The organism is Aggregatibacter sp. oral taxon 458 str. W10330, from assembly GCF_000466335.1.
Classification (GTDB): Bacteria; Pseudomonadota; Gammaproteobacteria; order Enterobacterales; family Pasteurellaceae; genus Aggregatibacter.
This window is the reverse complement of the sequence record NZ_KE952587.1, coordinates 9,236-20,661: the sequence shown is the minus strand read 5'-3', so window position 1 is coordinate 20,661 and position 11,426 is coordinate 9,236. Positions and strand designations below refer to the sequence as shown.

The window sequence follows — 11,426 nt, the reverse complement described above, 5'->3', positions numbered from 1 at the left end:
GTGAGAACGTCAGGGGTTTTTGATTTTTCGGGGAAACTGGGGGATAAAGTGGGGGAGGGAGAATGATTTGGAGAGAGAATCAACATCATCCTCTGATGAGTAGGATGATGCTAAGGTCAAGATTAATTTTGCTTTTACTATTGTTCTAATAACGTCTTAAATGCACTCGACATTTCCGTGCGGTAGCCTTTATCTTTTTTAATAATCATGAATATCGGTAAGTTTTCCTGTTCAGCTATTTCCATTGCTTTTTGTTCTCCAAGGACAAATAAGCCCGTAGAGAGGCCATCGGCAGTCATGGAGCTAGGTGCTAAAACAGTAATTGAGGCGAGCGCGTGTTGAATTGGGCGACCGGTATGCGGATCTATTTCATGGGAAAAGCGAATACCATCTTGTTCAAAATAGTTACGATAATTACCGGAAGTTGCCATAGCTAAATCTTTTATACCAATAATTTGCTGAGCAATTTGTGATCCATCGAAACTTGGTCGCTCAATTGCAATTTGCCATGGCTTACCTTCACTGTTATGTCCTTTGGCACGGATTTCCCCACCGATTTCGACCATATAATTTTCTATCTGAAGACTTTCCAAATAATCTGCAACCTGATCAACACCAAATCCTTTAGCGATGGAAGAAAGATCAACGTACAGTTCTGGAATGGCTTTAGTAAGGTAAAATTTTCCGGCCTTTTCAGTAAGTGTTAACTTATCGATACCAACCCAAGCCTGACGTGCTGCAAGTTGTTCTTCTGTGGGTTGTTTTTCTATGCGTTTTTCTGGGCCAAATCCCCAAAGATTGACAACCGGTCCAACGGTAACATCTAAAGCCCCTTGTGTGAGCTTATTAAGCCGAATTGCTTCCTTGATCACTTTGGCTAAATCAGAAGAGATTTCGATTGGTGTTTGGGTTTGTGTATTTTGGTTAAATTGGCTTAGCTCAGAGGTCTTGATATAAGTAGACATTTTAGCATTAACATCCACAAGAATTTTTTCAATATCTTCATGGATTTGTTTAGGCGAAGCCGGGAAATTATTTTTTTCTAAGTATTTGATATGGTAGGTACTTCCCATGGTTTCCCCGGCAAGGGCAACAATTTGTTCAGCTTTTGGGGTTGATAGTGATGTGTTTTCTACCGGTGTTTGTGGTTTATCGCAAGCCGTTAATGTGATAGTCATTGTGGCGAATAATCCATACATAATAGGGGTAAGTTGCATCGTAATCCTCGAGTTGATGATGTTTAGCTCATTTTAGCCAAACAACGTAATGAAAAGTTAAAGATTCTTCGCATTGTACAAGAAGGTGTCTGATTAAGGTAGACTTATCATTGATCATTAAACTTAAAGCATATGAAGTGCGGTTAAAAATGAGGATATTTTTTGCCCGCACTTTATTGAAAAATGTTAAGATAGCGCCCGTTTTGACTACGCTTTTTATGTAACAACTTATGGAAAAAATTATTGTTGATGAAAATCAGTTTTTAAGAACGATTTCACGGATTTCTCATGAGATTATTGAGAAGCATCAAACGCTGGATAATTTAGTGATTGTTGGGATTAAACGCCGTGGTGCCGAAATTGCCGAATTGATCCGGCAAAAGATTATGGCGTTAACACAAGTGGATGTGCCATCGTTTGATTTAGATATTACATTTTATCGTGATGATCTTAGCCTGATAGAAGAGGAAATGTCTCCAATTTATAAAGGTGCATCAATGCAAATGAATATTCAGAATAAAGAGATTATTCTTGTAGATGATGTGCTTTTTACCGGTCGTACTATTCGTGCGGCATTGGATGCACTGACAGATTTTGGACGAGCATCTCGGATTGAGTTAGTCATCTTTGTGGATCGTGGTCACCGTGAATTGCCTATTCGGGCGGATTATGTGGGCAAAAATGTCCCTACCAGCCGTAATGAAAATATTCAAGTTCGTACAAAACAGTTTGATCAATGTTACGAAGTCGCATTATTGTCTAAATAGCCTTCGTGAACCTTTAAGTCAATTAATACTCTAAACAGCATCATTTAATCTGATTAAGGAATATTACTCTATGAATTTTAAGTTTATTTTTTCTGTTGCGCTGGCTTTCTTTGCTATGGCGACACAGGTGCAAGCCGAAGAAAAAGTGGTGGCAACGGTTAATGGTGTGCCGGTATTGGAAAGTCAAATTAAGCCGATACTCAATAAGAGAACCAGCCGTCAAGCGGCCATTGATAAAGTGATTAATGATATGTTGGTTAATCAAGCGGTAAAAGAGTCCGGTGTTAAAGTCAATGAAGCGAAAATTGATCAGATTATCGAAGGCATTGCTGCGCAAAACGGATTAACGTTTGGTCAGTTGTTGGATGCCCTTGATTATCAAGGGATTAACTACCACGCATATCGCCAACAGATTGCTCAACAAGTGTTAATGGCAGAGGTTCGTAACCATGCTATTAGCCAAAGCGTTGATGTAACGCGTGAGCAAGTGGAAGAACTGGCGGAGAAAATGCAAAAAGAAGCAAAAGCGAAAGGGAAAATGGAAAATGTGAAGGGAACACAATATGAAGTCCGTCATATTTTATTGAAACTAAATCCATTATTAAATGATGCGCAAGCGAAAAAGCAATTAACACAAATTCGAGCGGATATTGTTTCCGGCAAAATGACATTTGCTGAGGCAGCACTGAAATATTCTAAAGATTATCTATCTGGCGCTAACGGCGGAAACCTAGGTTATGCCTTTCCGGAAGCGTATGTAGGTCCATTCAGTCAAGCGATTCGTACCGCGAAAAAAGGCGAGATCAGTGCGCCATTTAAAACGGAATTTGGTTGGCATATTTTAGAGGTAACGAATACTCGCCAAGGGGATCGCACCGAAGAAGCGTATCGTCAAAAGGCCTATGAGCAAATTGTGAATCAACAATTACAAGATTCTGCCCGCGACTGGGTTCAGGCCTTGCGTAAACGCGCCGACATTAAATACTTAAATTAATCATCATCCCGACCCAATGGTCGGGATTTTGCTTTATAATACACCGCACTTTTCGTTATTTTTATAAGATCTTATTCAATGAATTCCAAAAAGCATTTAGGCCATACGGCGCGTAAACGATTCGGGCAAAATTTCTTGCACGACAACAATGTGATTCAAAATATTGTGGCGGCGATTTATCCGCAAGCTAATCAATTTTTAGTGGAAATCGGCCCGGGCTTGGGAGCATTGACAGAGCCCGTTGCGGAGCAAGTGGAGCATTTGACCGTATTAGAGCTTGACCGTGATTTGGCGGAACGCTTACGCCATCACCCGTTTTTACATCAAAAACTCAATGTCATCGAAACCGATGCCATGCAGTTTGATTTTTCCTCTCTTTATGAACAGGAGCATTTGGCAGAGAAAGGTCAAAAACTGCGCGTGTTTGGTAACTTGCCGTATAACATTTCTACGCCGTTAATGTTCCATTTGTTTAAATATCATCACATTATTCAAGACATGCATTTCATGTTGCAAAAAGAAGTGGTGAAACGCCTATGTGCCGCGCCGAACAGCAAGGCTTACGGAAGATTGACCATCATGGCGCAATATTTCTGCCAAGTCATGCCGGTGTTGGAAGTGCCGCCAAGTGCCTTCAAACCTGCGCCAAAAGTGGATTCTGCCGTGGTTCGCTTAATCCCGCATGCCACACTGCCGCACCCGGTGAAAGATTTATATTGGCTTAATCGCGTCTGTTCTCAGGCATTTAATCAACGCCGCAAAACGTTGCGTAATGCCTTGTCCGGTTTATTTTTACCTGAAAATCTGACCGCTCTTAACATCGATTTAAATGCGCGAGCAGAAAATCTTAGCATTGCGGATTATGCCCGTTTAGCGAACTGGCTGGCGGATAACCCGCCGGCAGAGGTGAGTAAAGAGGATGTAGTGGATTCGGAAGCATAAAAGAGCGGTCAAAAATGGCGATATATTTAGTGGGCGACCTACAAGGTTGTTATGACGAATTGCAGATGTTATTGGATCGAGTGAAATTCGACCCAACACAAGATACCCTTTATTTAACCGGCGATTTGGTGGCACGCGGTGATAAATCGCTAGAATGTTTGCGTTTCGTTAAATCCTTGGGGAGTGCCGCTTACACTGTCTTAGGTAATCATGATTTACACTTAATTTCTACCGCACTTGGGATTAAGAAAATCAAACCGCGTGATCGTGTTACACCGATTTTTGCCGCACCGGATTTTTTTGAATTGATTCATTGGTTGCGTCAACAACCCTTATTGATTCACCATGAACAACTAAATTTTGTCATGACGCACGCGGGTATTTCGCCCGATTGGGATTTAGCAACCGCCAAAGCCTGTGCTAATGAAGTGGAGAACGTACTTCGCCATGGTGATTATCGCTATCTCATTGAACATATGTATTCGGAACAGCCTGATCGTTGGTCGCCACATTTACAAGGGCTAGATCGCCTGCGCTACATTATTAATGCCTTTACTCGCATGCGTTTTTGCTATCGGGATCATCGTCTCGATTTTGCGTGTAAGTTACCTATTAAGGATGCGCCGGATAACCTTGCACCCTGGTTTGCTTTAGACAATCCGCTGTATCAAACCGAAAATATTGTTTTTGGTCACTGGGCGAGCTTAGTGGATGAAACTACGCCACCGAATATTTATGCCCTCGATACCGGCTGTGTTTGGAATAATCGCCTCACCCTGTTGCGCTGGGAAGATAAGCGCTATTTCACCCAAAGTGCGGTCAAAAATTACAGTGATTTTTAGTGGTAAGCAGAAGAAAAAAATGTCGCAATAGATAGAGTATATTGCGACATTTTTTTATGCATAAATCGTTAGTATGCTACAAGTCATAGACGATTATTTTTGTTTCATTAATTTCGTCCAGTTGTAATAACCGTATAACGAGTTCAATAAATAGGCACTATACATTAAATACATGGCTGGGGTTTCTGCCCATAAGGCAATGGAAAGGATATTTAACAAAATCCATAAAAGCCATTGTTCACGATAGCGTAAAATCATCAATAATTGAGCTGAAACAGTAATCACGGTGGTCAAACCGTCTAATCCGGTGGAGCTGCCGCCTGCCGCATTAAGGGCTTGCACGAACAATAACGTACCTACAATCACGGTGGTGGCAAGGATGAGCCAGCCTTGCAGCGTCAGTGATTTCGCAATAACGCTTTCTGCACCGCTCTTTTCTTGTTGCATATGGGTTTTCCACATGAAATAACCGATAAATTGTGCTGGGATATAAACATACAAGACGGTATTCATTTCGCCGATGAAATTCTCGCCCCATGCTACATAGAAGTAAGTGTAGGCAAAAATCAGCCCGAACAGATAATTACTGATTTTCCCTTTACTGACGAACACCACGCAAATCACGCCGGCAATACCGGAAATCATGGCTAAAGGCGATTGCGGATCTAATACGAAAGCAACAATTTGTGCGGCAATAAAGAGAAATAGCCAAAACACTTCAAAAGGTTTCCAATCGGAAAAAAGTTCTTTTTTTAGTTGATGTAAATACGATTGTAAATTCATAGTGACCTCACGAATGGATAAAGTGCGGTCATTTTAGGTAGCATTTTCCAAAATGTAAATTATCTGCTACATTTTTTGAGTGGTGGATCACATAAATTTGCCTTTTATGTTCAATCGTTGTTTTTCTTATCGTTTATTTTTCATAATAACACCGCTAAAATAGCGCCTTTTTTATCAGTAGAGAGAGCATTATGACTTTTGCGGTTGGGCAGCGTTGGATCAGCGAAACGGAAAATAATTTAGGCTTGGGTGTCATTCGCGCTGTGGATTTTCGGCAAGTGACAATTGATTTCCCTGCGGCACAAGAACAACGTATTTATTCGGTACAAAACGCGCCGTTAAATCGTGTGCAATTTCGTATCGGTGATTTGATTCAACATGTAGAAGGTTGGCATGGTGAAGTACTCAATGTGGCGGAAAATAATGGCTTGCTGTTCTATTTGGTACAACAAGAGGGCAAGGAAGACCGTGTCGTCAGTGAAATGGACCTGGCTCATCGCATTTCTTTTTGCCGACCGCAAGAACGCCTGTTTTCCGCACAGATTGATCGTAACGACCATTTCGTGTTGCGTTACCAAGCGTTGCAATACCAAAAAGCGCAATTTCAATCGCCCTTGCGGGGCTTACGTGGTATCCGCGCCGGGTTGATTCCTCATCAATTACACATTGCAAAAGAAGCGGGGCAGCGTATTGCGCCACGCGTGTTGTTGGCGGATGAAGTGGGTTTAGGTAAAACGATTGAAGCCGGCATGATTTTGCAGCAGCAATTATTTGCCGAAAAGGTACGCCGCGTGTTGGTTATTGTGCCGGAAACGTTGCAACATCAATGGTTGGTGGAAATGTTGCGTCGTTTTAATTTGCATTTTTCGCTGTTTGACGAAGAACGTTGCGCTGATTTTGCCACGACAGAAGAGCAGGAGGAAGTGAATCCGTTTACTACCGAATCGCTGATTATTTGCGCCTTAGACTGGCTAGTGCAGCATCCGCAGCGAGTACAACAACTCTTGGCGGCGGAATTTGATATGTTGATTGCCGATGAAGTGCATCATTTGGTGTATGACGAAGTGAATCCGAGTTTGGAATATCAACTGGTGCAACAACTCACGCAACACATTCCCGCCGTGTTATTGCTCACCGCGACGCCGGAACAGCTTGGGCAACAAAGCCATTTTGCCCGTCTGAATTTACTCGACCCGCACCGCTTCCACAATTACCACGCTTTTTTGGAAGAACAACAGCATTACCAACCGATTGCTGAAGCCGCACAAGCGTTATTGGCGGATAAGCCTTTAAGTGCGGTGGAAAAAAATACTATTTCTGCCTTGTTGGGTGAGGAGATAAATTTCAATGGGACGAATAAAGAAACGCTCATTAAACAACTTATCGACCGCCACGGCACAGGGCGTTTACTATTTCGCAATACCCGCCAAAGCGTACAAGGTTTTCCGAAACGAATTTATCATCCGATTGCGCTACTCCAGCCGAAACAATACGAAAACGCCGTTAAAACCCTCAGGGCACTTGGTGAACATCCTGTGCAATGCGCCCTTTACCCGGAACATTTCATGCGCGAACTCAATGCCAATACGTCATGGTGGGAATTTGACCTGCGTGTGCAATGGCTGATAGATTTTTTAAAACAACATCGGCAAGAAAAAGTGTTCGTCATTTGTAGTTATGCCGGAACGGCGATTCAGTTGGAGCAGATTCTGCGTGAAAAAGAAGGCATTCGCAGCGCCGTATTCCATGAAAAAATGGCTATTGTGGAGCGCGATCGTGCGGCGGCTTACTTCGCCCAACAAGAAAACGGTGCTCAAGTGTTGCTCAGTTCCAATATCGGTTCCGAAGGGCGAAACTTCCAATTTGCCAGCCGTTTAGTGTTATTCAATTTGCCGGAAAACCCTGACTTGTTGGAACAATGTATCGGCCGTTTGGATCGTATTGGGCAAACCAAAGATATTCAGATTTATTTGCCGTATTTTACCGACAGCGCACAAGCGGTGTTGGCAGATTGGTATCACTTGGGATTAAATGCCTTCAACGAAACCTGCCCAATGGGCGCGTTGTTATTCGAGCAGTTCGGTGAAGCATTACAAAAAACGTTGGAAAATCCGACCGCACTTGACGCTCAAAATGCCTTAATTGACCACACGCAGCAAGAACGGTTACGTTTAAAACAGCAATTAGAACAAGGCCGAGATCTGTTGCTGGAACTGAATTCGAATGGTGGAGAGCCGGCGAAACAGCTGGCACAAGAGATTGCCGCACAAGATGGTAGCCCGGAATTGGTCGATTTTTCGTTAAATCTGTTTGATGTCATTGGCGTGGAACAAGAAGATTTAGGGGAAAAATCCATTGTGATTACCCCAACAGGCACCATGTTGGTACCGGAATTCCCGGGCTTAAAAGAAGAAGGCGTCACCGTCACGTTCGACCGTCAACTGGCGTTAGCGCGCGAAGAGTTGGAATTTCTCACGTGGGACCACCCGATGATTTACCACGGCATTGATTTAATCACCTCCAGCGATATCGGCAAAAGCGCCGTCGCGTTGTTACCGAATAAACATCTGCCGGCGGGTACATTGTTATTAGAATTAGTGTATGTGGTGGAAACCCAAGCGCCGCAAGGTTTACAATTAACGCGTTTCCTGCCACCCACACCGATACGTTTATTATTAGATAGCAAAGGTAATGACTTAGCGCAACAAGTGGCGTTTGATCATTTTCAACGCAAGCTCAAACCGATGGACCGCAACATGGCGAATAAAGTGGTGAAAATGTTGCGACCGAATATCGAAAGACTCATTACGCAAGGCGAAAAGGTAATGGCACAGCAAAGCAAGGCGATTATCGCCAATGCCGAACAACAGGCACTGCAACACCTTGACGAAGAATTAACTCGTCTCATCGCCTTACGAAAAGTGAATAAAAATATCCGTCAGGATGAAATTGACACCTTGCAGATGCAACGACAACAAATGCGACAATGCTTACAGCAAGCCACATGGCGCTTGGATTGCCTGCGTGTGATTGTGACCAATAAGGAATAAATATGGCTCTCATTGACTATAACCCGCCGCAGGAACCTTGGTTGGATTTGGTGTATTGCGATGATTATATTGCGGTGGTGAACAAGCCAAGTGGACTGCTTTCCGTACCAGGCAATCAGCCGCAATATTACGACAGCGCCATGTCGCGAGTGAAAGAAAAGTACGGTTTTTGTGAACCGGCACATCGCCTTGACATGGCAACCAGCGGGATTTTGTTGTTTGCGTTGAGCAAAGCGGCAGATCGCGAGTTAAAACGCCAATTTCGTGAACGCGAACCGAAAAAATATTATCAGGCGTTGGTTTGGGGACATCTGGAACACGATCATGGGGTTGTGGAGTTGCCACTGATTTGCGACTGGGAAAATCGCCCTCGCCAAAAAATTTGCTTTGAACGAGGCAAAAGAGCGGTTACGTTTTACGATGTTTTACAACGTTATCCCAATAATACGACACGCGTAAAGCTTACGCCGATCACAGGGCGTTCCCATCAATTACGCTTGCACATGCTGGCGCTTGGGCATCCGATTTTAGGTGATAAATTCTACGCACATCCGCAAGCCAAAGCGTTATCGCCTCGCCTCTGCTTGCACGCAGAAAGCCTGCAGATTCAACATCCGATTACCGGGGAAACGATGGAATTCACTGCGCCGGTCGGTTTTTAAGGTGCTACGGTATATCGCTTAAGCGCGCGAGGCTACATCGCAGCGATTAGGGTTGTTTATTTTGGCGTATCTAAAATTTGCGCCACCAGTTTTAAGTAGCTGATGGCTAATGAGCGTTGTGTCACACCCACATCGAATATCGCATCTTCGGTTAATACGCCACAAGGCATCTCCTCCGGGATTTCACCTTGTTCATAGGCTTGATAATCTTGTCGCCAGTCGCCGTCAAAATAATAATGTTCTAACTTGGTTATCGTCGGTAACATCTGTTGCCATTTCTCTAAAAATTGTTCCGCTTCAAGTAAAAATGCTTCCGATTGACCTAGAAGGTTTTCCATTTCTTGAATTTGTTCTAACCGTTTTTGGGGTAACATAATCGCTTCCTTATTGCTTGAATAGATATAAAACCTAGTCTAACCTGTGTCAGTCATTGTAGAATGACACCTTGAGATACGCTGCACAGGACGTATTTTATAATGCGGTTCAGGAAAGACCAAAGTGCGGTGTCTATTTTTATCGTTTATGGAGCGAATATGAAATTATTTTTAGTCACTTTCGGTATTTTTCTTCTGATTATTTTAGCCATGGCATTGGGCTATATTGTGAAACGCCAAGCACTGAAAGGCAGTTGTGGTGGTTTATCGTCTTTAGGGATTGCTAAAGCCTGCGATTGCGATAAACCTTGCGACACCTTGCAGTCTAAATTGGATGCCGGCGATGAAAATGCGAAGGCAGAATATGAGCAGAAGTTCGCCAACAAAGCGCAGAGTCAATTTTACGAAGTGAAATAATTCACTGAAAATCCACCGCACTTTATGTAGAAATTTTAATGTGCAGCAATCTTAATTTATGTCGCAGAAGTCATTCCGCGATTTTCAATCATTATCACCAATGTGCTTCGCCTTAACCGAAGTTACGGGAGACGTATGTTAATTTCAAATACCTATAATCAACATTTCGCACCCTTAAGTGCTGAACAACTTGCCGAAAATGCCACGAAAAAAGTGATTTGTGGCATGTCCGGCGGGGTAGATTCCTCCGTGTCTGCTTTTATTCTTCAACAACAAGGCTACCAAGTGGAGGGCTTGTTTATGAAGAATTGGGAAGAGGATGACGACACCGATTATTGTACAGCCGCCGCAGATTTAGCTGACGCTCAGGCGGTGTGCGACAAGCTTGGCATTAAGCTGCATAAAATCAATTTTGCGGCGGAGTATTGGGATAATGTGTTTGAGCATTTTCTTAGCGAATACAAGGCTGGACGTACTCCGAATCCGGATATTCTGTGTAACAAAGAAATTAAATTTAAAGCCTTTTTAGAATATGCCGCAGAAGATTTAGGCGCGAACTATATCGCTACCGGGCATTATGTTCGTCGCCGCGGCGCAGATGACAACGCACAATTATTGCGCGGTTTGGATGCCAACAAAGATCAGAGCTATTTTTTATATACATTGAGCAGCAAGCAAGTGGGACAAAGTTTGTTTCCGGTGGGGGACATTGAAAAACCGATTGTACGTGCGATTGCGGAAGATTTAGGTTTGATCACGGCGAAGAAGAAGGATTCTACCGGCATTTGTTTTATTGGCGAACGCAAGTTTAAGGATTTCTTAGCCCGTTACTTGCCGGCGCAACCGGGCAATATTCGTACAGTCGAGGGCGACATTATTGGTCGCCACGATGGTTTGATGTATCACACCTTGGGGCAACGCAAAGGCTTGGGCATTGGTGGCGTGAAGGGTGCTGGTGAAGAAGCGTGGTATGTGGTGGAAAAGGATCTTGTCAATAACGAGTTAATTGTCGCGCAAGGGCATGATCATTCTGCGTTACTTTCTACCGGCTTAATCGCGCAACAATTGCATTGGGTCGATCGCCAACCGATTCGTGAACCGTTGCGTTGTACGGTGAAAACGCGTTATCGCCAAACGGATGTGCCTTGTATTATTGAGCCTATTGATGACGAAAGTATCAAAGTCATTTTTGATGAGCCGCAAATTGCCGTCACGCCGGGACAATCTGCGGTGTTCTATTTGGATGAGGTGTGCCTTGGCGGTGGTATCATCGAGCAGCAATTGAAGTAATCACATCGTTAACTTTTCTTCTGGCACATCGGGCAATAAAGGCTGTTTCGTTGTCCGATGATTAAACTTTCAATTTTTGTACCGCACG

The 11,426-nt window shown here is 43.5% G+C and carries 12 protein-coding genes; 8 read left to right on the top strand and 4 right to left on the bottom strand.

What is annotated here, in order from left to right; all coding sequences use genetic code 11:
* Nucleotides 1-137: 137 nt before the first annotated feature.
* Nucleotides 138-1,178, bottom strand: a complete 1,041-nt coding sequence (locus tag HMPREF9065_RS09180; protein ID WP_369751010.1) for an FAD:protein FMN transferase — start codon at nucleotides 1,176-1,178, stop codon at nucleotides 138-140.
* Between the two features lie 269 nt (nucleotides 1,179-1,447).
* On the opposite strand from HMPREF9065_RS09180, the gene pyrR reads away from it, so the two are divergent.
* From pyrR to apaH, 4 genes are all read left to right on the top strand, one after another.
* A complete protein-coding gene (pyrR, locus tag HMPREF9065_RS09185; RefSeq protein WP_021615144.1) occupies nucleotides 1,448-1,984 on the top strand; it encodes a bifunctional pyr operon transcriptional regulator/uracil phosphoribosyltransferase PyrR in 537 nt (178 codons plus the stop codon).
* A gap of 70 nt (nucleotides 1,985-2,054) precedes the next feature.
* A complete protein-coding gene (locus HMPREF9065_RS09190) occupies nucleotides 2,055-2,978 on the top strand; it encodes a peptidylprolyl isomerase (RefSeq protein ID WP_021615143.1) in 924 nt (307 codons plus the stop codon).
* Between the two features lie 78 nt (nucleotides 2,979-3,056).
* Nucleotides 3,057-3,920 carry a 16S rRNA (adenine(1518)-N(6)/adenine(1519)-N(6))-dimethyltransferase RsmA gene (gene rsmA / locus HMPREF9065_RS09195; RefSeq protein WP_021615142.1) on the top strand — a complete coding sequence of 288 codons (864 nt, stop codon included), beginning with the start codon at nucleotides 3,057-3,059 and terminating at the stop codon, nucleotides 3,918-3,920.
* A 14-nt stretch (nucleotides 3,921-3,934) separates the two neighbouring features.
* A complete protein-coding gene (gene apaH / locus HMPREF9065_RS09200; RefSeq protein ID WP_021615141.1) occupies nucleotides 3,935-4,762 on the top strand; it encodes a bis(5'-nucleosyl)-tetraphosphatase (symmetrical) ApaH in 828 nt (275 codons plus the stop codon).
* 93 nt (nucleotides 4,763-4,855) lie between these two features.
* On the opposite strand, the gene pnuC is transcribed toward apaH, so the two are convergent.
* On the bottom strand, nucleotides 4,856-5,545 hold the full coding sequence (gene pnuC, locus HMPREF9065_RS09205) for a nicotinamide riboside transporter PnuC (protein WP_021615140.1): 690 nt from the start codon (nucleotides 5,543-5,545) through the stop codon (nucleotides 4,856-4,858).
* 191 nt (nucleotides 5,546-5,736) lie between these two features.
* On the opposite strand from pnuC, the gene rapA reads away from it, so the two are divergent.
* Nucleotides 5,737-8,595, top strand: coding sequence for an RNA polymerase-associated protein RapA (rapA, locus tag HMPREF9065_RS09210; protein ID WP_021615139.1), 2,859 nt, complete (start codon nucleotides 5,737-5,739; stop codon nucleotides 8,593-8,595).
* Between the two features lie 2 nt (nucleotides 8,596-8,597).
* Nucleotides 8,598-9,257, top strand: a complete 660-nt coding sequence (gene rluA, locus HMPREF9065_RS09215; protein WP_021615138.1) for a bifunctional tRNA pseudouridine(32) synthase/23S rRNA pseudouridine(746) synthase RluA — start codon at nucleotides 8,598-8,600, stop codon at nucleotides 9,255-9,257.
* A 56-nt stretch (nucleotides 9,258-9,313) separates the two neighbouring features.
* Here the strand turns inward: rluA and HMPREF9065_RS09220 are convergent, their stop codons facing one another.
* The gene (locus HMPREF9065_RS09220; protein ID WP_021615137.1) at nucleotides 9,314-9,631 is read right to left on the bottom strand and encodes a DUF4298 domain-containing protein; all 318 of its coding nucleotides are present in this window, start codon (nucleotides 9,629-9,631) and stop codon (nucleotides 9,314-9,316) included.
* Between the two features lie 159 nt (nucleotides 9,632-9,790).
* Here HMPREF9065_RS09220 and nqrM point away from each other — a divergent pair, with 159 nt between their 5' ends.
* Together nqrM and mnmA are read left to right on the top strand one after the other, a co-directional pair.
* A complete protein-coding gene (gene nqrM / locus HMPREF9065_RS09225; RefSeq protein WP_033002302.1) occupies nucleotides 9,791-10,048 on the top strand; it encodes a (Na+)-NQR maturation NqrM in 258 nt (85 codons plus the stop codon).
* Nucleotides 10,049-10,183: 135 nt separating this feature from the next.
* The gene (gene mnmA / locus HMPREF9065_RS09230) at nucleotides 10,184-11,338 is read left to right on the top strand and encodes a tRNA 2-thiouridine(34) synthase MnmA (protein ID WP_021615135.1); all 1,155 of its coding nucleotides are present in this window, start codon (nucleotides 10,184-10,186) and stop codon (nucleotides 11,336-11,338) included.
* A gap of 8 nt (nucleotides 11,339-11,346) precedes the next feature.
* Here the strand turns inward: mnmA and HMPREF9065_RS10275 are convergent.
* Nucleotides 11,347-11,426: zinc finger domain-containing protein (locus tag HMPREF9065_RS10275; protein WP_304412282.1), on the bottom strand; the 80-nt coding region annotated here is incomplete at its 5' end.

Bases quoted from the DNA above. Each gene is read 5' to 3' on its own strand.
- HMPREF9065_RS09180 (WP_369751010.1), bottom strand. From the start codon at position 1,178: ATGACTATCACATTAACGGCTTGCGATAAACCACAAACACCGGTAGAA.
- pyrR (WP_021615144.1), top strand. From the start codon at position 1,448: ATGGAAAAAATTATTGTTGATGAAAATCAGTTTTTAAGAACGATTTCA.
- HMPREF9065_RS09190 (WP_021615143.1), top strand. From the start codon at position 2,055: ATGAATTTTAAGTTTATTTTTTCTGTTGCGCTGGCTTTCTTTGCTATG.
- rsmA (WP_021615142.1), top strand. From the start codon at position 3,057: ATGAATTCCAAAAAGCATTTAGGCCATACGGCGCGTAAACGATTCGGG.
- apaH (WP_021615141.1), top strand. From the start codon at position 3,935: ATGGCGATATATTTAGTGGGCGACCTACAAGGTTGTTATGACGAATTG.
- pnuC (WP_021615140.1), bottom strand. From the start codon at position 5,545: ATGAATTTACAATCGTATTTACATCAACTAAAAAAAGAACTTTTTTCC.
- rapA (WP_021615139.1), top strand. From the start codon at position 5,737: ATGACTTTTGCGGTTGGGCAGCGTTGGATCAGCGAAACGGAAAATAAT.
- rluA (WP_021615138.1), top strand. From the start codon at position 8,598: ATGGCTCTCATTGACTATAACCCGCCGCAGGAACCTTGGTTGGATTTG.
- HMPREF9065_RS09220 (WP_021615137.1), bottom strand. From the start codon at position 9,631: ATGTTACCCCAAAAACGGTTAGAACAAATTCAAGAAATGGAAAACCTT.
- nqrM (WP_033002302.1), top strand. From the start codon at position 9,791: ATGAAATTATTTTTAGTCACTTTCGGTATTTTTCTTCTGATTATTTTA.
- mnmA (WP_021615135.1), top strand. From the start codon at position 10,184: ATGTTAATTTCAAATACCTATAATCAACATTTCGCACCCTTAAGTGCT.